Origin of the sequence: Eisenbergiella sp. OF01-20 (assembly GCF_003478085.1) — a bacterium.
GTDB lineage: Bacteria > Bacillota > Clostridia > Lachnospirales > Lachnospiraceae > Eisenbergiella.
Map to the genome: position 1 here is coordinate 1 of NZ_QUES01000030.1, position 25,832 is coordinate 25,832.

A 25,832-nucleotide genomic window follows, 5' to 3' on the forward strand; every position below is an offset into this window, starting at 1 on the left:
CACCGCTCTGCCAGCGGGCGGAAGGCCATTTTGCTCCTGCGAAGTTTGAGTTATGAATATAATTTTCGGCTCAAGAACTTCCTGCTTATCAAGAAGATGACTGGGCGGGAAAGCGGAAGTTTACCATAGTATATAAATCAAGGAGAAAAAATATTGTGATAAAGGGAGTTTGTGGTTTTGCTTATGATTGTAAAAATGCTGATGCTTTAGCTGATTTTTATGGTACACTGCTTGGTTGGAAAAAAGAAATTTCAGGTGGCGGATGGGCAGCATTGCGTTCTCCGCAGGGATGGTTATTTGCTTTTCAGGAAATAGAAGATTATGTTGAACCTGTTTGGCCATGGGAAAATGGAAAACAACAACAAATGGCTCATATTGATTTTTATGTGGATAATCTTTTTGAGGCGGTTGAACATGCACTAAAGTGCGGAGCCAAAAAAAGTGATATACAATATTTTGATACATCGACTGTTATGTTTGATCCGGAAGGACATCCATTCTGTTTAAGTACAATAATGCAGTAATATTCTAAGAATGAGTAAAAACCAAACCACAGTGCAGCATCTTCCAGTTTATTGGGAATCCCTATTATTTTATCGGAGAGCAGCAGTATTCAGAGTGTATGGAGTCAGCAAAAAGACTGATCCCTGCTTTAGCCCTTAACATGAATAAAAGACAGGATATGAAAAGATTCTTTATCCTGTCTTTGAAAAGTTATGTAACAAGGGATATGATTATCTTGAAGATAGTTATTTGGGTGCGGAACGGTGATATTATGTATATTGATGTAACAATTGCACTGGATAAGAGTTTATCAACAAAATTATTGCGGGATTTTGAAGAACTGGGAAACTATTAAGAATCCTTCATTTCTATAGTGTTTTCAGGATTCCACATTAGTATGTTTAAAGCATTGTCGGATATTATGGTGTTGTTGTTGATGTTGACTTCAGCAAATGAGCATAACACAAAGTGGGCCTGATAAAAGCCTATAAATATCGATACTTAGTGTGTTATTTCTGTTTTTATAATGTTAAAATTACAGTAGATCTTGAGTAGGATATATGTTTACAAGATATACCTTGAAAAAGCTTGTTGCTACAGCCAGAGTTGAAAATATCGCTTCTTGGGATTTCAATCTTGAATTCAAAAAGACTTAGCAATACATAAATACTAATAAAGCGAAAGGATTAAATTGCAATATGAAAAATTATCTCAAAATGTTTTTATTTTGTCTGGCAATAGTATTTGTTATTTTGTTTGGCGTTGTTACATATAAAGGATATGATAAATTAACCAATTATTATAATTCGGAGTTTGGTGTATTGAATAAAAATGCTTATGTTGGCGGAGATGCTTATAACTATATAATCAATGGAACATATGCCGCCGCCTATTTTGTACTTGCCGCCGGATTCTTAATTTCTGGAATCGTATGTATGACAGGCGGATTTATAATTATTGTAATAGAAGAAAATAATAAGCGAAACGGAGCGGAAACTAATAGTGAATTACAAGAGGGTCTCCCGCCGTTATAATTGGAGGAGAGGATATGGGCAGATATAAAAATATTACATATATATTGGAAAAGCAGTGGGTATCTGCCTCGCCGATAATGTTCAATAAGGGGGCTTTACTAAAGGACACTTTGACCGGAAAAAACGTATTGCAGCTGCAGTTTGTCAATCTGGACATAAAAACAGTCAGGGCAATGGTTATCAGAATCGATTGTCTGGATTGGGCTGAAAATTGTGTGGAAACAATTGTCCATACCTTTCAAGATTTAGCGATTAAACAGGGGGAAGCCTACGGAGATCGGGAACCAATAGTTCTAAACGATGAAAATACCCGCAAATTTATTTTTACGGTAACGAATGTATATTATACGGATGAAACCGAAAATTCGGGTACATATAAACTTGCAGGAATAAAAGTACCTCAGGATATAAGTTCTTTAGGACAATATGCGGAACAATTTAAAAAAGAATTCATGTCTTCCGGTTTTCATCCTGATCGTATTGTCAGGCCCTATATAAATAGTGAATATTGGTACTGTGCATGCGGCACTATGAATCCGGGAGAAAATGAGAAATGTATAAAATGCAATATTGAAAAAAGTAAATTGCTGGAGATTAGTTCGGAAAGATATCTGGATTCCAAAATGCAGGAACAGGAAGCACAGAAAAAAGCGGGAAGAAAAAGAAAGAAAAGGATTTCTGTGTTGTCTGCCTTACTTATTATTTTTATAGTAATTAGTATTTTTATTGTGAAAGTAGTGATACCGAATTTTCAATATATGGAAGCGGTAAAGCAAATGGAATCCGGACAATATGATCCGGCAATTGAAGGGTTTACCGCACTTGGGGACTTTAAAGACAGTGCTGAACAGGTCGTTGAAACCACATATCGAAAGGCGTTGAGTATAAAAGAAGAGGCAGACAGCACAGAGGCGTACGAAGAAGCCCTGGCATTGCTGGATTCCATAAAAGATAAAAAAGCATGCGAAGATATCATTATAAAAACAAAATATGATATGGCCGGGTTTATGCTTAAGAATGCAGAAACCGTTCAGGATTATTCGCATGTACAGGATTTATATAATAGTCTGGCTGATAGTATGGACTGTGAAGATAAGTTATTGGAATGCAAATATCAGATGGCATGTTTATATAGCAGAACAACAGAAACTATAGAGACAGCTAAGAAATTGTTTATCGAATTAGGAGAGTACAGGGATTCTGAAAAATGCCTTGCCGAGCTTTTGGAGGCTCATATTGAATTAACGGATGAATACAAACAGGCAAAGGAATACAGCGATACAGGTTACAGTGATAGGGCCTTGGAAATACTGGCAGGTATGGATCAGAACAATAAATATGTAAAAGAATTAACGGTTAAGTGTTATGAAAAAATATATACAGCAGGAATTGATTTTTTGTTTAACAAAAACTATACAAAAGCATCAGAGCTATTTCGTTCCATTAAAGATTATAAAGATAGCGCAGCATACATAGATAAGATAGAGATGATAAAGAAACAGCAGGCAGCAGAAGAAAATGTTCCGGTACAAGAATCTGTCAGTTTAGGGGAATTAACATCATGGCTGGCTGGAAACTGGTCAGGAGATGGAATTTATTGGTCTGGTGTTACTTTTACAAAAGTATCCGATGATTCCATGATGGTGGACGGAACTTTTACAAGAGAATCAGGACGTGTGGGGAGTGCATCAAAGATATCCAATTCCTCTGTTCAGCTTGTATTTAACGTTGATGCATTCGGTTTTAAGGATATTATGGTGGTTACAAAAACAGGGGAAAACAGTGCGACAGTTAAGTGGTGGAGTGTTACAGGAACGGGAGCAGAGGGCAAAGCTGATGTGATTCATATAAACAGATGAGAAATATCGCAGCAGGATTCTTTTTTTCCGAGCTATCCGTGTCAAGAAATAAGGCCGGAGTGGGTTACCGGTATCAGGTGGCCGCTCCGCCTTTTTTGTTCGCAGCGAAAAATACTTTATGCTTACAGAGATAATAGCTCTCATAATTATATACATATATATATAATATCCCCTCTTAAAAATGGCAGGATTATATGCTACAATAAAATGGAGCAGAACGCTTCAGTGTCAATACGTCGAGGCCTTTGTAGCTTCGTGGATTGACAGTAATTTGCGGTGATTCATGAATTTCATACCAATTAAGAATTATTGATTTTCTGATATATTGAACAAATGAATGTATTTATATTTGTTTTATGCTGATGAAACAATTAAGTATCATAAGAGTAAGCCAACTGAATGATAGAAAGGATTTGAAACACAGGTTAAATATTATGAAATGGGAGATTGTCTGTGTTTTGCCCTTTTTTGTAGCGGTTGAAACATATGCTAATTCGTAATATCAAAAGGACAGAATTAGTAAGCAGGCTGCTTACAAGGGACTAAGTGATGGAGATTGTGAAAGCATATGAGTTATGGAGGTGCAGTAAATGTACTTAAAAGGAATTATAAAAGATGCTAAAGAGTTAGAATTCGTTATATTTTGCATCGAAAGTATCGCTTCTGAACTTGGTGCAGACGCTGAACAAGTCTATAAGGTTTTGACAGAAAAGAGTGATATTCTTAAGGGGTATATAGTGCCTGAATATGAAATACTGCATACGCAAAGCAAAGAATATATCGTAAATGATATTATAGAATTGATGAAAGAAAAGGGGGTGGAAGTTTGATTATTTATCATGGCTCTTATATGGAGATTGTCCGCCCGGATTTAAAACACTCCAGGCCCAATGTGGGCTTTGGACTTGGTTTTTATACAACTCCGATTTATGCTCAGGCTGTAAAATGGTGTGGAAAGTTCATGCGCCGCGGTAAAAATGGCATTGTGTCACGTTATGAATTTAATGAGACAGCATATGATAATCTAAAAGTATTAAAATTTAATTCTTATTCCGAAGAATGGTTGGATTTTATCCTGACCTGCCGCAGCGGGAAAGATACATCTGATTATGATATTGTGATGGGCGGCGTGGCGAATGATAAGGTGTTTAATACGGTTGAACTATATTATGATGGACTGATTGATAAATCGGAAGCTATTAACCGTCTCCGTTATGAAAAACCTAATATGCAGATTTGCCTTCGTACAGAAAATGCCATAGAGAACTACCTGCATTTTGAAGGGAGTGAACAGATATGACTGCGAATCCTATTTTGCTGCAGAAAAAATATGCCCGTGTGATAGAATGTTTTGCCTCGAATATGAGTATTTCCTTAGATGATGCTTTAGCTTTCTTTTATCACTCAGAGGTCTATCGGCTTATCAGTAAGGGTGTTTCCGATATGCATTGTATGAGTGATGAATATTTGGCGGAGGAATTAAAAGTGGAATATAATGCAAATAAATTAAAGACACAAAGGTAAAGAATATATTTATTAAAGGGAAAGCATGTAATTGGTTAAATTCCAGTTGTGCGCCGGGAAGGCGACTGATAGAGGTTTTGATTATTATGGAGATAGTTACCCGGGTGGGGAGCGGTGATATTATGTATAGGCAGATAGGGAGGAGAAGCTGATGAATGTAAGAAAAATTGTGGGCAGTGAAAAATTCGATGCATACCTGATATCTATGTTTTGCTTTCATGCAAGAGTTGATGATGTGGAGAGCCAGCGCGAACGGGTTGAAAACGAAAATATAGAAGATTGGGGTGCGTTTACGGATAACGGAATACTGGCTGCCAGAATTTTGAATAACAAATTTGATTTTATCATTGACGGAACTCCTGTGAAGTCTGGTGGAATAGGTGGAGTTTCCACATTGCCTGAATATCGGAATCAGGGGGCGGTCAGGGATATTTTCAGGAAGTTTCTGCCGGAAGCGTATCGCAGTGGGGAAGTAATATCGGCGCTTTATCCGTTTAACCAGGCCTTTTACCGAAAACAGGGTTACGAAGTAGTGAATTACCAAAGTAATTATGAACTAAAGCCTGCTCTTCTTGCAGGATATAAGTTTGACGGAACGGTAAAAAGGTGGAATCCCGGAGAAGCCGTTGAAGAGTATGTACAAATATATAATGAGTTTGTAGAAAGCTATAATCTGTCCGTGCTGCGGGATGCAAAAAGTATGATGGAGCAGATGAAGGTTGATAAGCTTTATAAGGAAAGAAAATTCTCATACATATTTAGTCTTGACGGTAAAAATATAGCGTATATTATTTTTTCAGATATACAGCATGACCCTGCGGCCATTCTGCGTGTGGAAGAAAGCGCCTGGGTCAGCCGCGATGGCTTTCATGCAATACTGGCCTTCCTTGGCAGATTTGAAGCGGACTACGGAAACATCCAATTGCCGCTGCCTTACGGAATTGATTTGTTACGAATAATCAGCACACCAGGAGCTTATGATATTCAAAAAACCTGTCGTTATGATTATATGCTTCGGGTGATAAACGCTAAAAAGCTTCTTGAAACGATAAGGAAGCCTTCTGATTGTGATTTTGTAATGAAGGTAAAAGATGATATTATCCCGGAAAACAATTGTATGTTGCGTGTGGCTGCAGATTCTGTTTCTATTGAAGGTGGTTCAGGAATACCGGATATTACTGTGTCGGTGTGTGCGTTGGCGCAGATGGCGGTGGGATGTATTAATCTGGATGAGGCTATACTTAGACCGGATGTTTTAATCAATGCCAAAGAAGATATGCTGAGAAAAGTCTTTGTGGAGAAGAAGATATTTGTTGTTGAAAGATTTTAATCCTTTCGGTAGCGGTTTTATTAGCTGGAAGCAGTGTGTTTTACAGGTGTGGCAGTCATTGGCCTTTTTATCGCAATAGGGGTCTGTTTGATAAGAAGGACAATTGAGATAATTCAGGTTTATCGGGCAGATAAAAAAGAAGATAACAAATGTGCAGAATATGTTCTGGAAAAGGATGCGTTTGAAGCAGTGAAATGGAGATTACGGGAAAATGAGTAATTAATATTCCCTCTTAAAAACAGCAGAATTATATGTTATAATGGCAAAAACATACTTTTTTCCGGGACAGTTTCTTATTCTATGGGAGGGATATACCAGGAGGCGCGCAGATGGAAAAGGAATTAAAGTTTTATGAGAAAAAGATCCTGAATGACAAGGAATTTCCCATTCAGCTGCATATCAACCGGGTTCATGAAAAAAGATGGTATTTCGCGCCCCACTGGCATGAGCACATTGAACTGCACTATGTAGTTTCGGGCAGGACGAAATTCCTTTTGGATCAGCAGGAAATCCCGGGGGAAAAGGGAGATCTGGTCATTGCCAACAGCAATGTTCTTCATGCCGGCTACTGCTACGGAAGTCCGGTGGAGGTTCTGGTGATGATTTTTGAGATGGAAGCTCTATCGGAAGAACTGGCGGACAAGAATATCCTTTTTCAGCCCTGGATTAAGGATGATGCGGAAATTGGGCGGATCATGCGCAGGATTTATGATGAAAATGAGAAGAAGGATATTGGTTATAAACTGGCCTGTAAAGGCGGTCTGCTGCAGTTAATTACCTATCTGTCGCGCAATTGTGTGCAGGAAATGCTCTCAGACAGCGACAGCTTAAAGCGCAGAAAGAAGCTGGAGCGGCTCAATACGGTAATCCAATATATAGAGCAGCATTATACGGAAGCTATCAATAACAAGCAGCTGGCGGATCTGCTCCATTTGAGTGAAGACCGGTTCAACCATTTATTTAAAGAAAGCATGGGGATGCCGCCGCTTCAGTATATTAACGGAATACGCCTGAAAAAGGCCATGCACCTGCTGAAAAAGGGGGATTATTATACGGTGGCGGAAGTGGCCGATGCGGTGGGATTTTCGGATTATAACAACTTTGGCAGGATGTTCCGGAGGTTTTACGGCTGTACTCCCCTGGACATAATAAAAAGGTCAAACACCCCGCCGCAGGCAACGGGACAACAAATTTGAAATGACGTGAAAGCGAGGAACGAATGTTTATGGGTATCTGTTCTGCTCTACGCTTCTCGAATAAAAAACAGCAGAATCATATGTGCTTTCAGCAGAGGAATCCTATCAATCTTCTGCTGATTTTTTTATAATGTCTTTGTCGGAACGCAATTTTTGTGCTCTCACAAAAAATCCAAATTTGAGATAGGAGAATGTAAAATGAAATTGGGGACTTTAACAGTTGCATTAGGAGACCTGTCATTTGATAACGCATGTAAATTTCTTGCCGAAAACGGGGTACAGATGGTGGAAATCGGATGCGGCGGTTTTCCGGGCAAGGCTCATTGTGATGCGGCAGAGCTGCTGGCAGATGAGGAAAAGCGGAAAGCGTTTATGGATACCCTGCATAAGTACGGCCTGGAAATCAGTGCCCTCAGCAGTCATGGCAACATGGTGCATCCTGACAAGGCAGTGGCGAAAGCTTTTGATGATGATCTGACGAATGCCATTCTTCTGGCTGAAAAGCTGGGGGTACCGGTGGTGAATACGTTTTCCGGATGTCCCGGAGGGAGTCCGCAGGATGCAGTGCCCAACTGGGTGACCTGCCCCTGGCCGGATGATTTTTCACAGATTCTGGAATATCAGTGGAATGAGGTGCTGATCCCGTACTGGAAGGAAAAAGCGGCATTTGCCAGGGCGCATGGTGTTCATAAAATCGCGTTGGAGCTGCATCCGGGATTCTGCGTTTATAATACAAAGACGCTGCTGCGTCTCAGGGAAGCTGTCGGACCGGAAATCGGAGCCAATTTTGACCCCAGCCATCTGATCTGGCAGGGAATGGACCCCTGCGCATGTATCCGTGAACTGGGAAAGGCCGGGGCCTTGTTCCACTTCCATGCTAAGGATACGAAAGTGGATTCCATCAATACGGCGCTGAACGGCGTTCTGGATACGGAACATTATGGAAATGAACTGAACCGTTCCTGGATCTTCCGCGCTGTGGGATACGGACACGGTGAGGACTACTGGAAAGCGATTATTTCGGAGCTTCGTCTGGCGGGATATGACTATGCGATAAGTATTGAGCATGAAGACAGCCTGATGTCCGGCAGGGAAGGGCTGCTGAAGGCTGTTCAGTTCCTGAAAAATGTGTTGATATATGAAGAAAAGGGAAATATGTTCTGGGCTTAAAGCACAGGAAAAAATACAGTAACCGTTCAGACTTGTCCGAACCGTTACGCTATACGAGGAGACATCATGAAGCATAAAATAGCAATGGTCGGTTTCGGCGGCATGGCCGGCTGGCATTTCGATCTGATTAAGGATTTGGAAGATCTGGAAGTGGCCGGCATTTGGGATATTAAAGAGGAACGGCGCGAGTATGCCAGTCAATTAAATATCCGGGTTTATACCGGGCTGGAGGAGCTGCTCGCAGATCCACAGGTGGATCTGGTGCTGATCGCCGCTCCTAATGACGTACATAAGAGTGTAGCCATAGCGGCATTGGAAGCAGGGAAAAATGTGGTTTCGGAAAAGCCGGTAACCCTCAGCAGTACAGATTTGCAGGAAATGATGGATGCAGCGGACAGAACGGGCCGTTTTCTGACCGTTCATCAGAACCGCCGGTGGGATGAAGACTTTTTGACCGTAAAGAGGATTCTGGAAGAAGGGAAGCTGGGAGAGGTCTTTCGGATGGAATCCAGAGTCCATGGTTCCAGGGGAATTCCCGGGGACTGGCGGCAGGAAAAGGAGCATGGCGGAGGAATGGTTCTGGACTGGGGCGTTCATCTGCTGGATCAGGCGCTTCTGTTTTATCCCGGCGTGAAGCTGCATACCGTATATGCCACGGTTACGCATGTGACTAACCAGCTTGTGGATGACGGGTTTACTGCGGATCTGGGATTTGCCAATGGCGTTCATATACTTGTGGAAGTGGGGACGAGCAATTTTATCCAGCTTCCCAGATGGTATGTGCTTGGCGCAAACGGCAGTGCCTTGATTGAGGATTGGGACAGGAACGGACGCATTGTCCGTGCAAACGGTACGGATGAGAAGGATGTGGTGCCTGTCATTACCGCCGCAGGCCTGACCAAAACCATGGCGCCGAGAAGAGAGGACAGTATTTATACGGAAGAGCTTCCCCAAGTATCCGGTGATATCCGGGAATTCTATCAGAACGTGATGGCTGTGCTGGAGGGGAAAGAGGAAAGCCGGATCAAACTGGACGAGGTCATGCGGGTGATGCGTCTCATGGAAGCGGTTTTTGAGTCGGCGGCCCGGCAACAGGTGGTAAAGTTTGAAGAAGAATAATAGTAATGGTTCGTAACGGTTCAGACAAGTATGAACTATAACGGATAATAACCAATAGAACGGGAGGGAAAATTTTATGGAGAAAATGCCAATTGCCGTACAGGTCTACTCGGTGCGGGAAGAAGCCGGCGCTGATTTTGCAGGGACAATGAAACAGCTGAAAGCGCTGGGGTACGACGGGGTGGAGCTGGCCGGACTTTACGGCAAGACACCTGAGGAGATAAGAGGATGGCTGGAAGAAGCGGATCTGACTCCTGTCGGGGCCCATGTGCCCTTTGAAGAATTGGATAAGGATTTGGAGAACACGGTCAGGGCGTATCACAGCATCGGCTGCAGCTACGTGGCCATTCCCGCCATTTCGGAGGACCGCAGGTACGGCGGCAGCAGATATGAAGAATTTCTGGCAGCGATTCCGGTAATCGCAGGTGAATGCAGAAAATACGGGATGAAGCTTCTGTATCACAATCATGGGTTCGAATTTGAAAAAGCGGCAGACGGAAAAACGCCTTTGGATGAGCTTTATGCATCCCAAAGCCCGGATGATCTGGAAACCGAATTGGATACCTGCTGGGTAAAAGTGGCGGGGGAAGACCCTTTAGGGTATCTGGAGAAATACCGGGAGAGGTGTCCGCTCGTACATATTAAGGATTTCATCCGGGATGACGGCGTGAAGCTGGTTGCCGTAGGAGATGGCGTGCAGGATATCAGGGCAATTGCAGAAAAAGCACAGGAGTGCGGTGCTAAATGGCTTGTAGTGGAACAGGATGATCATATCTTTGGAAGCCCGATGGAAAACATGAAAAAGAGTGTCTGTTATCTCAGGAGCATCATGGAGTGAGAGAGCGGCAGAGCAGATTAAGAAAGGATTTACATGGTATGAAAACAATGAGAATCGGTATTGTAGGATGCGGGGGAATCGCAAACGGGAAGCACCTGCCTGCAATCAAAAGAAGCGGAAATTTTGAGGTGGCGGCGTTCTGTGATCTGATAGAGGAACGTGCGGTTAAAGCAAAGGAAGAGTACGGCACACCTGATGCAAGGGTCTATACGGATTATCAGGAGCTGTTACAGGAGGATCTGGACGCGGTTTATGTCCTTACCCCCAATAATGCCCACGCACCTGTTACCATTGCTGCGCTGAAGGCCGGAAAGCATGTCATGTGTGAAAAGCCCATGGCAAAAACGTATGCGGAAGCCAAAGAGATGGTGGAAACAGCAAAAGAGACGGGAAAAATTCTCACCATTGGTTACCAGAACCGTTACCGGTCGGATTCCCAGTATCTGAAACGTGCCTGTGAAAACGGCGATCTGGGTGATATTTATTATGCGAAAGCCCATGCCATCCGCAGAAGGGCCGTTCCTACCTGGGGAGTGTTTATTGATGAAGAAAAACAGGGCGGCGGGCCGCTGATCGATATCGGAACCCACGCGCTGGATCTGACGCTGTGGATGATGGACAATTATGAGCCTGCGTCTGTGACCGGATCCGTGTTCCGTAAGCTGGCGGACCAGACGGAAACAGGCAATGCCTGGGGGGACTGGGATCCCACGAAGTTTACGGTGGAGGATTCCGCCTTTGGATTCATTAAGATGAAAAACGGAGCCACTATCGTGCTGGAATCCTCATGGGCGATCAACAGCCTGGATGTAGGGGAGGCACAGACCAGTCTCTGCGGAACCAAAGCCGGTGCCGATATGGCGGACGGCCTGCGCATCAACAGGGTGGAGTATGGCAGGCAGTGCGTGGAAAAGCCTGATTTCAGTGCAGGCGGCGTAGCCTTTTTTGACGGAGCTGCAGAAAAAGCGGATGATGTGGAGCAGAGGATTTTTTACAATGCGGTCATGAACGGGGAACCCCTTACGGTGAAGCCGGAACAGGCACTTGTGGTGACACAGATTCTGGAAGCGGTATATGAGGCGGCTAAGAGCGGGAAAACCGTATATTTTAATTAAATAGAATTGTCCGCCGGGGCTGGTGCCGCCGGAAGGCGCCAGGATGAAGGCGCCGGACGGCACCGGGAAAAAGCCGCTGGGGACGGGAGGCAGAAAATGGAATTAGGGATTATTTCATGGATAGAAGAAGATGATTTCCGGAAAGCGAAAGAGCGCGGCCTTTCCTTTGTGGAATTGGATGTAAACGACAGGGCTGAGGAATTTTTGGCGCATCTGGATCAGGTCATCCGCTTCAGTAAGGCGTATGAAATGCCGGTAGGAGCCGTTGGCCGCTGGGGCAGCGACCGGATCAGCAGGGACGGCATCCGTCAGGAAGAGCTGGAGCTGGAATACAGGCTGATAGACGCAGCGGCCCGTTTGGACTGCGGTGTGTATATCACAGGCTGCAACTATGTGGAAGAGCTTTCCTATTATGAAAACTGCAGCTTTGCCATCGCGTATTTCGAAAAGCTGATCGCTTACGGCAGGGAAAAGAAAGTAAAAATCGCGGTTTATAACTGCCGTTGGAATAATTTTGTATGCAATCCTATGGCATATAAAGTGATTCATGGTTATCTGAAGGAGCTGTATATCAAATATGATCCTTCCCACTGCATTTATGACGGAGGGGATTATCTTCAGGAGACAAAGGACTGGGGAGACCGTTTTGCCCATGTACATCTGAAGGGCTCCCTTGTTATCGGAGGGGAACGGTTTGACGATCCGCCTGCAGGACTGGATCAGACTAACTGGGGGGCTTTCCTTTCCGTGCTGTATGCCAAAGGGTACAACGGCAGGCTGAGCATTGAGCCGCATTCCCAAACCTGGAAGGGTACGCTTGGAGAGAAGGGGATTGATTTCACCATTACCTATTTCCGGGGACTGATACTGTAAAAGGATTGAACGAAGAGTGATATAACAAGATATGGCTGCCGAAGTGTTCCGTATTTCGGCAGCCATATTTTACTTTTTGCGGAAAATATTATAGCGATGGAAATATAATTGCGCTGCCTGTTGCCAGACAGCGCAATGAAACCGCGTAAGGCGGCCGGCTGTACCCTGTAAAGCGGGATTCCCGCCCGCCGGACCAGCCGCTTTTTTCTGTTTGTGCTTACCCCTTAACAGCGCCGATTGCAATACCCTTGACAAAATACTTTTGAAGAAAAGGATAAATAACCATGATCGGCAGAACGCCCATTACGGTCAGTGCCATCCGGACGGAGGTGGAAGGCAGATCGGCGGTGTTTATATTACCGCCGGACTGCGCCTGTTGCCGCAGGGAATCCAAATCGCGCTGGATGTTCATCAGCAATACCTGGATGCTGAACATCCGGTCGTCATTGAGATAGTACAGGCCGTTCATCCAGTCGTTCCAATAAGCCAGTCCGACCAACAGGCCTATTGTGGCAATGATAGGCAGGGCCATTGGAAGTACGATGCCGAAGAGGATTTTAAACTCACTTGCGCCGTCAACCCGGGCCGCTTCGATTACGGCATCAGGGATATTGGCGGTGAAATAAGTACGCATCATGATGACGTTGAAAGCGCTCATCAGCAGGTTGGGGATAAGAAGGGCGAACATGGTGTTGCGGATATGGAAGGTTTGGGTCCACATCAGATAAGAAGGCACCAGGCCGCCGGAAAAAAGCATGGTAAAGAATAAATAAAAGGCAAAAATATTCCTGCCCGGCAGTTCTTTCCGGGAGAGGGGATAGGCGTACAGGGTGGTGAACAGCAGATTGCACGCCGTACCGATCAGAGTTATCATAAAAGAAATGCCATAACCGCGGACCACCGCGGCGGACTTCGTCAGCAGATACTCATAGGCATAGGTACTGAACTTGGCAGGAAAGAAGCTGTAGCCGTTCGTAATCAGGGTCTGTTCCTCGGTGAAGGAGGACATAATTAACAGGATGAAAGGCGCAATCGCGCATATAATGAGAAAACTCAGCAGGATGTGGGCAAAAATTTGGAACCCTTTTCCCTTTTCTACCATAATCTGCTACCTCCTTCTTAAAACAGGGAACTTTCATTGTCCACCTTGCGGACAATGAAATTGGCGGTTACCACCAGAATGAATCCTACAACGGACTGGTATACGCCTGCTGCAGAAGACATGCCGATGTTGTTGGTCTGCATCAGACCGCGGTATACATAGGTGTCGATGGTCTGGGTCACGCTGATCAGAGGACCGGAATTCTGGGGCACCTGATAGAACAGACCGAAATCGGAACGGAAAATACCGCCCATAGCCATCAGGGTCAGAATGATAATGGTGGATTTCAGGCCGGGCAGCGTGACGTTCCGGATTTGCTGCCAACGGTTGGCTCCGTCCACCACGGCGGCTTCATACAGTGTGTGGTCAATGCCGCAGATGGTGGCATAGTACAGGATCATATTATAACCCAGGCCCTTCCAGATATTGATTATCACCAGGATAAACGGCCAATACTTAGGGCTGTTGTACCAGTCGATGGGGGCTGCGCCAAAAGCGGCGAGCAGGGAGTTGTTGATATAACCATTGCTGCTGCTTAGGAAAGCAAATGCGAGGTAGCTGACGATAACCATGGAAATCAGGTAAGGGATCAAAATCACGGTCTGGTACAGCTGCTTGGCCTTCGGGCTGCGGATTTCGTTGAGGATTATAGCGACTGCAACTGCCAGCACGGTGCCCAGCGTAATAAATACCAGATTGTAGAGCAGGGTGTTCCGGATCATGATTAAGGCATCATTTGTGCGGAACAGAAATTCAAAGTTTTTTAACCCACACCACGGGCTGCCATAGATGCCGTCTCTGGCGTTATACTGCCTAAATGCGATCTGAATACCAAACATGGGAATATAGCAGTTGATAAACAGATAGATAACGCCCGGTATGAACATCAAATAAAGGGGCCAGAAGCGCTTCAGCGTTTTTCTGACTTTCTTCATATTTTTTCCTCCCTATGATTCGATATTGTGAAAACAACGGATGCCACGCTCTGCGAATCATCCTTATGTTCAAGAAGAGGCGGGCTGGGAGCTTCCCATACCCGCCTTCCTTTTGCTGCACGATTCTATAACAATTATGGCTGATTGGAGTTTATTTCTTGCTGGCCAAAAAGTCGTCCAGCTGCTTCTGTTTCTCCTGGATGATTTCATTGATTCCGGCGCTTTCCAGCTCGGCAATGAATTTAGGAAGGTTCTCGGCAGGATCCATAGCCCCCCAGCGCAAAGCGGTATGATAAGCAGAAACCACGTTGTTGCAGGCGGTAACCTGATTCAATACAGGATTGCTGTCCCAGGAAAAACCATGGGCCGGGCTGGCAACACCGCTCTCATTAAACTTATTAAGCTGCTCCCAGAGGTCGGCTTCGCCGCCTTTCCAGATAGGAGTGAGCTGCTGATTAGGCCAAGCCCAGTCAACGGAAGAATAGCCGCTGGCGTTAGGGTCCACACCTTCCGGTGTAGTGATAAAGGTTTTGGAATCATCCGTGTATTCCCAATGCTTGCCTTCGATGCCGTTGATAAACAGGTTGGACACCTCGGGATCCGTATACATCAGGTTCCACAGCTCCATGGCTTTCTCCGGATGAGGGGAGCTGTAAGGGATGATGAAGGAATTACCATTGGAAACATCCGTATATTTGTAAGGCTCAACCACCCTCATGAATACCACTTCTTTGCCGTTGGACTTGTAGTTTTCCAGCTCTTTTCCGGGTTTCCAGTTTTCATACATGGCAAAGCCGTTACCGGAAAGCAGGTTGTTCTCGGTAGTAGTGGTAGCATCAGGCATGATCAGGCCTTCCTGATTCCATTTATACATCATTTCGCAGAATTTACGATAGCTGTCAGAAGCGTAATAATTCACAACTTCTGTGCTGTCGTCGAAAACATTTTCCAGAACACCCAGATAGTCGCCCATCGGATCAACAGGCAGCGTTTCCTGCATACCGCCGGCGCTCCAGGTGGGAACCAGAGGATACATATCGGGATAAGCTTCGTGAACCTGAGTCAGGATCTTGTACATATCATCATAGGTGCCTATTTCAGGAACCTCAATACCCAGTTCATCCACGATGTCTTTACGCATGGAAAAGCCGGCAGAACGGGAGGTGTCTTTCATGTCAGGAAGGGCATATAAAGTGCCGCTGAAACGGCAGGCATCCAAATCCACAGGATTGATTACTCCCAGGGCGCCTTGTCCGTACTTTTCAACCAGATCATCCAGACCGGTGGCATAATTGTTGCGGACAATAGAAGCCAGCTGTCCGTTAACATTATTGTAGTTCAGCAGATCGATAGGCTCACCGGAGGTGAGGGCCAGATTGATCTGTTCTGCATCCTGCCCGCGGATCAGCTCAATTTCAACGCCGATTTTCTCGCGGGTGATCTCACTGATAGCTGCAGCAACTTCGTTGCAATCTTCTGTATCAGCGCTGCCCACACCCCAGACAACCAGCTTCACAATTTCGCCCGAGTTTTCGGTCCCGCCGGTATTGCCGGCGCTTTCGCCTTCATTGGAAGCACCTGCATTGCCTGAATTACCCGAATCCCCTGTACTGCCTGTACTGGTGCTGCCGCATGCAGCCAGACTGGCGGTCATTACGCCTGCCAACAGAATTGCTGCGCTTCGTCTCCAAAATTTAATCATATTACTTCCTCTCCTTACATGATATTGTAGTAGTTATTAAAGCCCCTCTCCAAGGGCTGTGTGCCAACCTGTAACGGATGGCTTAGTGTCTGCCGCAGAAGATGATCCACTGTCAAAAAAACGGACAGCTTATAACCTGATTTGGACTTCTGCTTTGCCATACTCTTTGTCATCCCTCCCCTCCCCAGGATATCCGGAATTTTCTTTTTCATATAAAACCTCCCTTTTTCTTTGGATACCCTTGGTTTTTGACAAGTCACTATCCTTGTTTATACTATATTTATCGTTAAACTAAATTATTTGATAATAATGCATTGTTCTAACACATTTGTCAATAGAAAATAAGAAAACATAAATAAGTTTGGCAAAAACGCATAATTATAAAGGCGTATTTTTGTTATAATTTTATTTATATCGTTAAACAAAAAACAGGTTGGCAATCAAATCGTTCTGCATAAAAGGCAGGTATGGCATTTATTTCTTCTTTTCATCCATACGGTACTTTTTAGGCGTAATGCCCACACTCTTTTTAAACTGTCTCTGAAAATAGGATGGAGAGGAAAAACCTGTTCGATAGCTGATTTCCTGGAGAGAGTAATCCGTAGTGGACAGCATGACTTTTGCAGCCTTTAAACGTTCTTTCAGAATGAAACCGGTCAGGGATTCTCCTGTCTTTTTACTGAAAATGGCAGAAATATAATCGGGATTCATATGTACAAATTCTGCGATCATCTGACGGTTCAAATCAGGGGAAGAAAGGTTTTTGCGGACGCAGTCCTGTATAATTTCTATGGTTGATTCTTTTTTTTCTTCTTCCCGGTTGATTTTAAACAGTTCCGGATAGACTTTTCTTCGTTTCCTTTCACCTACGGCTTTCGCCAGTGCATTTTCCAGGTTGGCAATATCTACAGGCTTGGTAAGATAGTCCATCAGATGCAGTTCTATGGCGGAATGGGCATAATCAAACCGTTCATGTCCGGTAAGCAGAAGAATTACCGGATTCAGATTTCTTTTGTACAGCCATCGTATAAAATCGAAACCATTTTCTTTAGGCATTTCTATGTCAGTAAGAACAATATCCATATCGGGTTGCCGTTCCATCACATTTCTTGCTTCCTGTACGCTATGGGCGGAATATTGTTCATGGATACCCAGCTTCTCCCAGTTCGTATTCAGCCGGATATCTTCAACAATATAAAAATCATCATCAATTATTAATATTTTCATTCGGTATCTCCTTATGTTTTAGGTTCAGGAATCCTGATAGGGAATATATGGAATAATAATATCTACCTGTGCTCCCCCCATAGCGGCATTGTTGGAAAAACGGATATTTCCGCGGGAATCCCCATAGGCGAGAATAATCCGTCTCTTTATATTGTAAAGTCCTATCCGGGTTCCGTCGGCTATTTCTTCTACGGCGGGATTCGGCCGGTTCAGATCATCCAGCATCTGCTCCGGGAAACCGTTCCCGGTATCCAGATGCCTGATATGTACATAAGTTGCTCCCGTTTTGTCCTGTTCTTCATGAGCGGAGACGATGAGCTTCAGCTTTGTGTCCGTACTCAGATTATGTTTTATGGAATTTTCACTCAGCATCAGAATCAGGCAGGGAAAGACCGCTGCATTGTCACACAGATCTCTGATATCAATTTGACACGTCAGGCTGTCCGGATAACGGTAATTATTTAAAGCGTAATAGTTACGGACAAAACGTATCTCCTCTGCAAGGCTGACGAAGGACTTGGTGGACAGTGTATAGCGGAGATGGCCTGCCAATGTGGATATCATTGATTTTAATACGGTGCGGCTGACGGAGGTTCCTGCCATGGAAGAGATCACACTCAGACAATTAATCAGAAAATGGGGTGATATCTGGTTGCGCAGGCTCAGCAGTTCATATTCTTTTTTCAGAAGCTGTTCCTTCAGTACCTGGTTTTCAAGAGAGTTAATGTGCTCAAGAAGCCGTATGACCTCTTCATTAATTTCCCGCACTTCCTTACAGCGGCTGACTGTCTGTTCTTTTACATTCTCAGGCTGCCAGCTGTCCTTTACCGCTTCTGAGATTCTGTACAATTCCCGTACGGGAAGCTGCAGACGGCTGCTGAAAAGAATGAAGGTGGAAAGAAAACAGAGAGTAAGCAATACGATAAAGACTCCCTGCAGCTTATAATGCAGATCCAGCGTCTGCTGCAGCTGGGAATAAGGCATCAGAATCAGGAGTTCCCCATAACAGAAAGCAGGCTGTATTTGGAATTTCATATATCTGCTGTTGGCATAGGTTACAAGCTGCCGTTTCTTTTCCAGAACAGGTCTCAGATCCTCTTTGCATTCTGTATGGTTCCTAACCGGTGCATCCATTTCCGGTGCATTGAGAAAGGCGCACAGGGTGTCTTTGGATGTGCTTTGTTCCAGCCTTTTCATGATAGTATCCAGGTTAACCCACACGCCGCCAATCATATTGTTGTAGGTAAACATACGGACAAGACAGTACCTGCCGTTTATCTGGTATAGGACATATCTGCTGTTTTTTGATGGTATTTCCCGATAGTAGGAGGAAAAATCTTCTGATCGCAGCATATCCCTGAAATAGGCGGGAAAAAAGGAATTAAGATCCCGGACGGCGGATATGAAGCGATCATTGCGTCCGCTGTAGAAAAACAGCCCGTCCACTGTAGAGTAGCACAACAGATAGGAATTCAAAGTTCTTTGGAGGCTGGATTCACAAACTGAAATATTCAGAATATTATCGGTACAGGAAAGCTCAGTCAAATCGGAATTACTGTAAAGGGTTGACAGGACAGAACGGTTGGCAATATCCAGATCATTTTTTATCTCCGTCAGACAATAGTCAATGGTCCTGCAGTAGCTATTATAAAGATTAGTCTGCATATTATGGTTTAGAAACAGAAAAATTGCTGAAAAGGAGATGACAAACAGGCTGTAGATTAACAAAACGATTTTAATCAATTGGGAATAAAGTGAATATTCCCGTTTGTGGTAAAGCATGGCTTCCTCCTTCTAATGGGATACGGTGAATATTTTTCTGACCGCTTACGGATAAAGAGTGCGGCACTATGATAGTAATCCTACAGGTCAGGAAATGCAATTGACAAACCGGAAGATGTAAGAATTTTGAAACAATGCCTAAGACGCGTGCATAGTTTTCATGAAATTGTTTTCTTATAATGAATTATGACAAGACCGCCGGAGGTTCGTTTCCGGAAAATCTGACAGAGAATGGAGGAAAAAATGAAAACCTGGAAAGACAGAGTCAAATCGGATTACAGTGAAATCCGTGGTGTCCATCATGGACCCAGAGAAGGCGTTTCTATGGAGCAGCTCGACAGAGAACTTGGGTTTGCCCAGAGGCTGCGGATTAATTCCGTCCGTACCTGGATACGGGAGGAGGACTGGCACAGGGAACCTGAAAAGGTGGAAAAGAGAGTCTTGGATTATGCCCGTCTCTGCGCCGGACATGGGATGAGCATTATGCCGATTTTTTCCAGCGGCAACCAGATACGCAGCTATGAGCTTCTGACCGCAGAAGAATGGGAACGCAAACGGGAATTTTTGTCTGCAATAATACAATTGCTGAAAAACGAACCTAACCTGTTGATGTGGGATGTCTATAATGAACCCTTCTGTAATGATTATCTGAGAAACTGTCCTGAGGGGGAATATGAATCCCGGTACAGGAAAATCGAGCATGATTTGAGACTTCAGTGCCGGATGGTACGGGAATTGGATGACGATACGCCTATTACGGTGGGGCATGAACTGAAAGAGCATCTGGATTCCACGGCGGATTTGGTTGATGTCATAGCCTTTCACGATTACCTGACCACCAGAAAGGATATAAGGCAGGTATATGAGTATGCAGGAAAATGTGCGGCGGTCCAGGGAGGGAAACCGGTCATCAATAATGAAACCGGCTGCATTGGGCGTGCCAATCCTTATGATGTGGAGCTGCAGTTTTGTGAGGAATTCCATTACGGCTATTATATTTTCAATCTGGTGATTGAAGGTTTCTGGGCACCCCTTCATGGGATAATATATCCGGACGGTACCATACGGGATCCTTCTGTCGTAGCGGCTATGTTCGGATTTTACAGGAACAGGGGGAAAGGAAGGGTACTTCCCCAGGGGAACAGAGAAGAGTATGCGACAGCCGCGGTAGAACGGGTGAAAAAAGCCCTTGCAGTGGACAAGCAGAGTCTGTTTACCAAATTTGAAGCATCGACAGATGAAATTCTGGAGGCGGCAGAGGTCTGTGTCAATATTCTGGAATGCTGCGAAATCGTTCCTATGGATGATTTACTGTCCGCCAGATTATTTGAACTGAAAGACAGGCAGGAGGAAAAACGCGATAGGGCGAAGATACGAAAATTTGCCTATGATGTTTCCAGGAAGCTACAGGATTATTATTGTCTGTACTGAATAAAAACAAGCAAATCTATAGTTTACTTATGATAACAGGGAGGATTTACCATGAAGAAAACACTCGCGTTACTGATGTGTGCTGTGCTTACAGCCGGTCTTATTTCAGGATGCACAGGAAGCCCGCAGAAAGAGGAAGCTGCGCCGGCGGAGGCTGCTTTGGAAGAAAAGAAGGCAGCCGCTTCCGGAGAAGATGCTGCTGACAGCACTGTTACTGATTTTGGCGGTGAGACAATTGTAGTTGGCCTGTACTGTGGTGATGATTCTGTACCGGGAAAAGACAGGATTTTTAAAAAAATTAATGAGTATTACATGGAAAAATACAACATCAATGTTCAGTTTGTGACTGCAAATATGGGAGATTATGCACAGTCTATAAATATGATGCTCTCTTCCGGAGAACAGATGGATATTTTCAGTTCAGGGGTACTGGGATTTTCCAATACCGTATCTAATGAGAGTACTTACGATCTTTACCAGGATGATCTGATTAACAAATATGGTAAGGATATTCTGGAACTGGTTGATCCTGCATTCTTGAAAGGCTGTGTGGTAAACGGCTCTCTCTATGCGGTTCCCTGTATGAGAGACCTGGCAACCGGCATGTGGTGTATCGCATTTGATAAAAAATATCTGGACGGAATCGGGTATGATTTTTCCGGAGTAAATACAGAAGAATGTATTCCTTCTACCGAAGAAGAAATGACAGAGCTGTTTGCACAGCTGCATGAAGCTTACCCGGATGTCAATGTAATTTACCCCTGGAATCATGGCTATCTGAATCAGAAGCTCTTATATGATCCAATCGGCGGAGATAACTTTGGTGTACTTCTGGATCCGGCCAACAGCCTGGAAGTATCCAACCTGTTTACCAGTGATTTATTCAGAGAGTATTGCGAATTGATGTATAAGTGGCAGCAGGCAGGATATATCTCAAAGGATGCTGTTACCGAGACCCAGAATGGAGGAGCACAGATTATTGCAGGTACATTGATGTGTGATGCTACTGCCGGCAAACCTGGTATCGTACGACAGAAAGAAGTGGAACGCGGGAATCTGGATTCTATCGTATTCCAGCTGGGTGAGAATTTCGTAAACTCTTCTCAGGCTTCTGCTGCATCGTGGAGCATCAATTCCAGTACGGAAGCTCCGGAGGCGGCTATGGTAGTCCTGAATGATCTGTATACCAGCCCGGTAGTAACCAATCTGTTACTCTGGGGGGAGGAAGGCAAAGATTATGTTATATCTGAGGATGGTCATGTGACTTTCCCGGAAGGTGTCAATAAGGACAACGCGGATTACTATAATATGCTTCCTGCATGGATGCTGCCTTGTGAATATACCACATATGTGTGGGAAGGTGATGATATTGACCTTTGGGAAAAAACCAAAGAGTTTAATAACGCGGCTATGAAATCCAAAGCACTGGGCTTCAGCTTCGATTCATCACAGGTGAGTGCGGAGTACACGGCTTTGACAAATGTATGGACTGAATACGCAGACGGACTAGTGTTCGGTATGATTGATCCTGCGGTAGGTATTCCTGAACTCAATAAGAGGCTGGAGGATGCAGGCATTGATACTTATATCGAGGCAAAGACGGAAGCACTGAATGCATGGGCGGCAGAAAACGGCATCGAATAATCTGTGGTTAGTTTTTACAGAGGGGCTGCCGGAACGGGCCCCTCTGTAGGATAAAAATAAGAAAAAGGAATAGCGCCCGTAGATTCTTATTCCTTTTTTGAAAGAAAGGCTGGCGTACTATGGAACAAACAGCAAAAGCAGGAAGAAATGCAAACAAAAAAGTAAGACTTATCAAAAGGTATATTCCCGTATACCTTATGGCTTTGCCGGGCATTATTTATTTGTTTATTAATAATTATATGCCATTGCCGGGTCTTGTTCTGGCATTTAAAAAATATTCCACCAAAAAAGGAATCTGGGGCTCCCCATGGATTGGATTCAAAAATTTTAAATATCTTTTTAAAACGCAGGATGCCTGGATTATTACGAGAAATACGCTGGGCTATAATATTTTGTTCATATTTTTTAATGTGATTATTGCGGTTGCGATTGCAATTCTTCTGTCCGAGCTAACAACCAAATGGAAAAAACTATATCAGTCCACCATTCTGCTGCCGCATTTCCTGTCAACAGTAATTATCAGTTATCTGGTATTTGCTTTTTTAAGTGCGGAACATGGTTTTCTGAATACCAGAATCTTTCCTGTATTGGGAATTGAGCCGGTTTCATGGTATACAGAAACAAAGTACTGGCCGTTTATCCTGGTATTCGTGCAGACCTGGCGGAGTGTCGGCTATAGCTGTATTGTATATCTGTCCACAATTTTGGGGTTTGACAGGGAAATATATGAGGCATCTGCCATTGACGGCGCATCTAAATGGCAGCAGATTACTAAAATAACACTGCCCTTACTACGGGCTACCATCATCATGATGGTATTGCTTGCTGTCGGGCGCATCTTTTATTCTGATTTTGGATTGTTCTATCAGGTACCCCAGCGGAGCGGCATATTGTTATCGGTAACACAGACCATAGATACCTATGTGTACAGAGGGCTTCTTGAAAGAAATGATATGCCTATGGCCACAGCCGCCGGCGTATATCAGTCTATTGTCGGATTTATCCTTGTAATGTCTGCCAACCTGATCGTCCGTAAAATAGATCCTGACAGCGCATTATTCTGAGGAGGAATAAAATTATGAAATCAAAAGATGAAAAACGCTTTCAGTTTATCGGAAATACTGTTATGATACTTATGACAATATTGGCAGTGGCTCCCCTGCTGCTTGTTATTATTTCTTCCTTTACGGACAATAACACACTGATCCGGAACGGATACAGCTATTTTCCTGAAAAGCTCAGCCTGGCAGCCTATAAGTATATTTTTATTGAGAACCCACAGGTTTTGAAGGCATATGCAGTTTCCTTTGAACTGACGGCGGCAGGGACGCTGCTGTCCCTGGTTGTTACAACGCTGCTGGCCTATGCGATTTCCAAAAAGGATATGCCCGGAAAAGGGATTTTGACCTTTTACATATTTTTTACCATGCTTTTTAATGGGGGGCTGGTACCAACCTATATTAATTATGTGAATGTTTTTCATATAAAAGACACCTTCTGGGCGCTGCTGATTCCCGGACTGGTCACGAATGGATTCAATATCCTGCTGATGAAATCCTATTTTGCGTCCAGCATTCCGGATGAAATCATGGAGGCGGCATATATTGACGGCGCTTCCGAGACACAGACCTTTCTGCGGATAGCTGTTCCGCTTGCAAAGCCGATTATTGCCACCATCGGCCTGTTTTCCGGGATAGCCTACTGGAACGATTGGAACAACGGATATGTGTACCTGAACAAACGTCAGGATTTGTTTTCCATACAGAATCTATTGAACCGAATTGTACAGAATATCCAGTATCTGACGCAGTCAGGAGACTCGAATGCCGCCGCCCTGCTGGCGGATCTGCCTACGGTCTCGGTACGTATGGCCATGGCGATTGCAGGTGTCCTTCCTGTACTGGTAATATATCCATTCGTACAGAATAACTTTGTAAAAGGCATTACGCTTGGCGGAGTAAAGGGGTAAAGATGAAAAAGACAGTTAATTATCAGAAATTGCGCGGATTTAACTACACACAGCCGGATGCTGTGAGTGACAGAGCCTTCTGGGCTGATTATCATCATGATATTGTGGACAGAGATATGGGCTATGCCGAACGTCTTCGTCTGAACAGTGCGCGGATTTTTCTCAGCTATGATTTTTATAAGGAGAATCCGGACAGGTTTCTGGCTAATGTGAAGGACTTTGTGCAGACGGCATGGAAACACGGTATAACCACAAATCCCATTATTTTTATGGGATTCCGGTTTCGTGAGGATGAAATCCCGGCGGGCGGATTTATGCTGGAAGCGGGCCTGAGGCCGATTTATAAGACGCTGGAAGATCCTTCCAGCTGGTGTATCGGTGAACGGTACTTTGACGCACTTTATGAGGCAATCGGACAGGAAGAAGGGCTTGCGTTCTGGGATATTGCCAATGAGCCGGGATATACGGACAATTTTGTTACATGGTATGAAGAAGAACCTGCTTACGTACAGGATTATCAGAAGCGTCCGGATATGGAGCTGCTTCGTTACAGACAGGAAAAAACATGGGAAATTGTCCGACATTTCTGCAGGTATGTGAAAAGCAAGGATCCGGATCATGATATTGGCGTGGGGAATATTTTTATCTTCGAAACGGAGGCGAGCGGGACGGCCGAGCTGGTTGATGTGATAGTATTCCACGATTATTTTCCTACGAGAAAACGTATGCGGGATGCGTTGGAATATGCGAAAAAGCTGGGTGAAAAGTATGGCAAGCCTGTCCTGGATAATGAAATGTGCTGTCTTGCGAGAGCCAATCCCTATGATATGTCTATTGAACTACATGATGAATACCAGATAGGCTGGTATCTGTTCGAACTGATGATAGGCAGGGATATGTGGTCCCGCGTGCATGGAGTGGTTTATCCGGACGGAACTGTCAGGGATCCGTCCATCGTGTCCGCTATCTGTGGATTTTTCCGCAACAGAGGAGAAAGCGCCGTCCGTTCGGATGTAAATCAGGAAGATTATGTAAGAAGAGCCTGTATCCTGGCAGAAAGGACTCTGCATGCCGCAAGGCAGAATCAGGGTTTTGAACACAGCCAGGATGCGGAAAATCTTCTGGAAGCCTGTGAATATATGGCAAATCTGCTGGAGGCGGGCGAACTGGTTCCCATGGCGTATCCGCCTACTGCAAGGATCGCCGCATACAGGCGGCAGCAGCATGTGGATGCCATGGAAATTGCGGATTATTTAACAGAATTGATGGGAACGCTGAAAAAGGCATGCCATGTAATAGATATCTGAATTGTAAGCAAAGAAAATGACGGCTGTCGGGATGCAAAAGCATCCCGACAGCTTTTTTTGTGAAAATATAGCACATTCCGCTGCTAATTATGAAACAAAAGTAAACATATTGCATTCATTTTGTTAGTGATGTTTGGGAGAAGTGGTTTCTTTAACTGAAATATGGTATGA

General features: G+C 44.4%; 25 protein-coding genes. 19 read left to right on the forward strand and 6 right to left on the reverse strand.

The features are described from left to right. The first annotated feature begins 155 nt into the window (after positions 1–155). From DXA36_RS24430 to DXA36_RS24500, 14 genes are all read left to right on the forward strand, one after another. Positions 156–524, forward strand: coding sequence for a VOC family protein (locus DXA36_RS24430; protein ID WP_118682046.1), 369 nt, complete (start codon positions 156–158; stop codon positions 522–524). A gap of 98 nt (positions 525–622) precedes the next feature. Beyond that, entirely contained in the window at positions 623–859 is a 237-nt protein-coding gene (locus DXA36_RS24435) for a hypothetical protein (RefSeq protein ID WP_118682047.1), read from the forward strand. A 343-nt stretch (positions 860–1,202) separates the two neighbouring features. Further along, positions 1,203–1,538, forward strand: coding sequence for a hypothetical protein (locus DXA36_RS24440; RefSeq protein WP_207666378.1), 336 nt, complete (start codon positions 1,203–1,205; stop codon positions 1,536–1,538). A gap of 14 nt (positions 1,539–1,552) precedes the next feature. Then, complete coding sequence (locus DXA36_RS24445; protein ID WP_118682048.1) at positions 1,553–3,397, forward strand: hypothetical protein; 1,845 nt, start codon at positions 1,553–1,555, stop codon at positions 3,395–3,397. Between the two features lie 590 nt (positions 3,398–3,987). After that, positions 3,988–4,227, forward strand: a complete 240-nt coding sequence (locus DXA36_RS24450) for a DUF3791 domain-containing protein (RefSeq protein WP_069410823.1) — start codon at positions 3,988–3,990, stop codon at positions 4,225–4,227. Further along, entirely contained in the window at positions 4,224–4,697 is a 474-nt protein-coding gene (locus DXA36_RS24455) for a DUF3990 domain-containing protein (protein ID WP_118682049.1), read from the forward strand. The genes DXA36_RS24450 and DXA36_RS24455 overlap by 4 nt, the downstream gene beginning before the upstream one ends. Continuing rightward, positions 4,694–4,921, forward strand: coding sequence for a DUF3791 domain-containing protein (locus DXA36_RS24460; protein ID WP_118682050.1), 228 nt, complete (start codon positions 4,694–4,696; stop codon positions 4,919–4,921). Before DXA36_RS24455 ends, DXA36_RS24460 begins: the two co-directional genes overlap by 4 nt. Positions 4,922–5,090: 169 nt before the next feature. Then, entirely contained in the window at positions 5,091–6,251 is a 1,161-nt protein-coding gene (locus DXA36_RS24465) for a GNAT family N-acetyltransferase (protein WP_182479249.1), read from the forward strand. Between the two features lie 329 nt (positions 6,252–6,580). Further along, on the forward strand, positions 6,581–7,447 hold the full coding sequence (locus tag DXA36_RS24475; protein WP_118682053.1) for an AraC family transcriptional regulator: 867 nt from the start codon (positions 6,581–6,583) through the stop codon (positions 7,445–7,447). 198 nt (positions 7,448–7,645) lie between these two features. Further along, a complete protein-coding gene (locus tag DXA36_RS24480; RefSeq protein WP_118682054.1) occupies positions 7,646–8,617 on the forward strand; it encodes a sugar phosphate isomerase/epimerase family protein in 972 nt (323 codons plus the stop codon). A 66-nt stretch (positions 8,618–8,683) separates the two neighbouring features. Beyond that, entirely contained in the window at positions 8,684–9,736 is a 1,053-nt protein-coding gene (locus tag DXA36_RS24485; RefSeq protein ID WP_118682055.1) for a Gfo/Idh/MocA family protein, read from the forward strand. 76 nt (positions 9,737–9,812) lie between these two features. Next, positions 9,813–10,574, forward strand: a complete 762-nt coding sequence (locus tag DXA36_RS24490; protein WP_118682056.1) for a sugar phosphate isomerase/epimerase family protein — start codon at positions 9,813–9,815, stop codon at positions 10,572–10,574. A 38-nt stretch (positions 10,575–10,612) separates the two neighbouring features. Next, complete coding sequence (locus DXA36_RS24495) at positions 10,613–11,689, forward strand: Gfo/Idh/MocA family protein (protein ID WP_118682057.1); 1,077 nt, start codon at positions 10,613–10,615, stop codon at positions 11,687–11,689. Between the two features lie 96 nt (positions 11,690–11,785). After that, on the forward strand, positions 11,786–12,562 hold the full coding sequence (locus DXA36_RS24500; RefSeq protein WP_147366645.1) for a sugar phosphate isomerase/epimerase family protein: 777 nt from the start codon (positions 11,786–11,788) through the stop codon (positions 12,560–12,562). 217 nt (positions 12,563–12,779) lie between these two features. On the opposite strand, the gene DXA36_RS24505 is transcribed toward DXA36_RS24500, so the two are convergent. The 6 genes from DXA36_RS24505 to DXA36_RS24530 all read right to left on the reverse strand — a co-directional run bounded on the left by DXA36_RS24505 (position 12,780) and on the right by DXA36_RS24530 (position 19,310). Beyond that, the gene (locus DXA36_RS24505) at positions 12,780–13,664 is read right to left on the reverse strand and encodes a carbohydrate ABC transporter permease (protein WP_118682059.1); all 885 of its coding nucleotides are present in this window, start codon (positions 13,662–13,664) and stop codon (positions 12,780–12,782) included. A gap of 17 nt (positions 13,665–13,681) precedes the next feature. Next, complete coding sequence (locus DXA36_RS24510; protein ID WP_118682060.1) at positions 13,682–14,599, reverse strand: ABC transporter permease; 918 nt, start codon at positions 14,597–14,599, stop codon at positions 13,682–13,684. Between the two features lie 151 nt (positions 14,600–14,750). Next, entirely contained in the window at positions 14,751–16,301 is a 1,551-nt protein-coding gene (locus DXA36_RS24515; protein ID WP_118682061.1) for an ABC transporter substrate-binding protein, read from the reverse strand. 14 nt (positions 16,302–16,315) lie between these two features. Beyond that, complete coding sequence (locus DXA36_RS24520; protein ID WP_118682062.1) at positions 16,316–16,513, reverse strand: hypothetical protein; 198 nt, start codon at positions 16,511–16,513, stop codon at positions 16,316–16,318. Positions 16,514–16,775: 262 nt separating this feature from the next. Continuing rightward, a complete protein-coding gene (locus DXA36_RS24525; protein ID WP_118682063.1) occupies positions 16,776–17,528 on the reverse strand; it encodes a response regulator transcription factor in 753 nt (250 codons plus the stop codon). Positions 17,529–17,552: 24 nt separating this feature from the next. After that, positions 17,553–19,310, reverse strand: a complete 1,758-nt coding sequence (locus DXA36_RS24530; protein ID WP_118682064.1) for a sensor histidine kinase — start codon at positions 19,308–19,310, stop codon at positions 17,553–17,555. A 243-nt stretch (positions 19,311–19,553) separates the two neighbouring features. On the opposite strand from DXA36_RS24530, the gene DXA36_RS24535 reads away from it, so the two are divergent. The 5 genes from DXA36_RS24535 to DXA36_RS24555 all read left to right on the forward strand — a co-directional run bounded on the left by DXA36_RS24535 (position 19,554) and on the right by DXA36_RS24555 (position 25,661). Continuing rightward, positions 19,554–20,741 (forward strand): hypothetical protein, encoded by a 1,188-nt coding sequence (locus tag DXA36_RS24535; RefSeq protein ID WP_147366646.1) that lies wholly within the window; start codon positions 19,554–19,556, stop codon positions 20,739–20,741. A 51-nt stretch (positions 20,742–20,792) separates the two neighbouring features. Further along, positions 20,793–22,385, forward strand: a complete 1,593-nt coding sequence (locus tag DXA36_RS24540; RefSeq protein ID WP_118682066.1) for an ABC transporter substrate-binding protein — start codon at positions 20,793–20,795, stop codon at positions 22,383–22,385. A gap of 119 nt (positions 22,386–22,504) precedes the next feature. Then, complete coding sequence (locus DXA36_RS24545; protein WP_243114735.1) at positions 22,505–23,449, forward strand: ABC transporter permease; 945 nt, start codon at positions 22,505–22,507, stop codon at positions 23,447–23,449. A gap of 14 nt (positions 23,450–23,463) precedes the next feature. Beyond that, complete coding sequence (locus DXA36_RS24550; protein WP_182479250.1) at positions 23,464–24,354, forward strand: carbohydrate ABC transporter permease; 891 nt, start codon at positions 23,464–23,466, stop codon at positions 24,352–24,354. Positions 24,355–24,356: 2 nt separating this feature from the next. After that, positions 24,357–25,661 carry a hypothetical protein gene (locus tag DXA36_RS24555; protein ID WP_118682068.1) on the forward strand — a complete coding sequence of 435 codons (1,305 nt, stop codon included), beginning with the start codon at positions 24,357–24,359 and terminating at the stop codon, positions 25,659–25,661. Positions 25,662–25,832 lie beyond the last annotated feature (171 nt).

What these genes read in the sequence shown, in the direction of transcription:
- DXA36_RS24435 (WP_118682047.1), top strand. Translation starts at nt 623, where the DNA reads ATGGAGTCAGCAAAAAGACTGATCCCTGCTTTAGCCCTTAACATGAAT.
- DXA36_RS24440 (WP_207666378.1), top strand. Translation starts at nt 1,203, where the DNA reads ATGAAAAATTATCTCAAAATGTTTTTATTTTGTCTGGCAATAGTATTT.
- DXA36_RS24445 (WP_118682048.1), top strand. Translation starts at nt 1,553, where the DNA reads ATGGGCAGATATAAAAATATTACATATATATTGGAAAAGCAGTGGGTA.
- DXA36_RS24450 (WP_069410823.1), top strand. Translation starts at nt 3,988, where the DNA reads ATGTACTTAAAAGGAATTATAAAAGATGCTAAAGAGTTAGAATTCGTT.
- DXA36_RS24460 (WP_118682050.1), top strand. Translation starts at nt 4,694, where the DNA reads ATGACTGCGAATCCTATTTTGCTGCAGAAAAAATATGCCCGTGTGATA.
- DXA36_RS24475 (WP_118682053.1), top strand. Translation starts at nt 6,581, where the DNA reads ATGGAAAAGGAATTAAAGTTTTATGAGAAAAAGATCCTGAATGACAAG.
- DXA36_RS24480 (WP_118682054.1), top strand. Translation starts at nt 7,646, where the DNA reads ATGAAATTGGGGACTTTAACAGTTGCATTAGGAGACCTGTCATTTGAT.
- DXA36_RS24485 (WP_118682055.1), top strand. Translation starts at nt 8,684, where the DNA reads ATGAAGCATAAAATAGCAATGGTCGGTTTCGGCGGCATGGCCGGCTGG.
- DXA36_RS24490 (WP_118682056.1), top strand. Translation starts at nt 9,813, where the DNA reads ATGGAGAAAATGCCAATTGCCGTACAGGTCTACTCGGTGCGGGAAGAA.
- DXA36_RS24495 (WP_118682057.1), top strand. Translation starts at nt 10,613, where the DNA reads ATGAAAACAATGAGAATCGGTATTGTAGGATGCGGGGGAATCGCAAAC.
- DXA36_RS24500 (WP_147366645.1), top strand. Translation starts at nt 11,786, where the DNA reads ATGGAATTAGGGATTATTTCATGGATAGAAGAAGATGATTTCCGGAAA.
- DXA36_RS24505 (WP_118682059.1), bottom strand. Translation starts at nt 13,664, where the DNA reads ATGGTAGAAAAGGGAAAAGGGTTCCAAATTTTTGCCCACATCCTGCTG.
- DXA36_RS24510 (WP_118682060.1), bottom strand. Translation starts at nt 14,599, where the DNA reads ATGAAGAAAGTCAGAAAAACGCTGAAGCGCTTCTGGCCCCTTTATTTG.
- DXA36_RS24515 (WP_118682061.1), bottom strand. Translation starts at nt 16,301, where the DNA reads ATGATTAAATTTTGGAGACGAAGCGCAGCAATTCTGTTGGCAGGCGTA.
- DXA36_RS24520 (WP_118682062.1), bottom strand. Translation starts at nt 16,513, where the DNA reads ATGAAAAAGAAAATTCCGGATATCCTGGGGAGGGGAGGGATGACAAAG.
- DXA36_RS24525 (WP_118682063.1), bottom strand. Translation starts at nt 17,528, where the DNA reads ATGAAAATATTAATAATTGATGATGATTTTTATATTGTTGAAGATATC.
- DXA36_RS24530 (WP_118682064.1), bottom strand. Translation starts at nt 19,310, where the DNA reads ATGCTTTACCACAAACGGGAATATTCACTTTATTCCCAATTGATTAAA.
- DXA36_RS24535 (WP_147366646.1), top strand. Translation starts at nt 19,554, where the DNA reads ATGAAAACCTGGAAAGACAGAGTCAAATCGGATTACAGTGAAATCCGT.
- DXA36_RS24540 (WP_118682066.1), top strand. Translation starts at nt 20,793, where the DNA reads ATGAAGAAAACACTCGCGTTACTGATGTGTGCTGTGCTTACAGCCGGT.
- DXA36_RS24545 (WP_243114735.1), top strand. Translation starts at nt 22,505, where the DNA reads ATGGAACAAACAGCAAAAGCAGGAAGAAATGCAAACAAAAAAGTAAGA.
- DXA36_RS24550 (WP_182479250.1), top strand. Translation starts at nt 23,464, where the DNA reads ATGAAATCAAAAGATGAAAAACGCTTTCAGTTTATCGGAAATACTGTT.
- DXA36_RS24555 (WP_118682068.1), top strand. Translation starts at nt 24,357, where the DNA reads ATGAAAAAGACAGTTAATTATCAGAAATTGCGCGGATTTAACTACACA.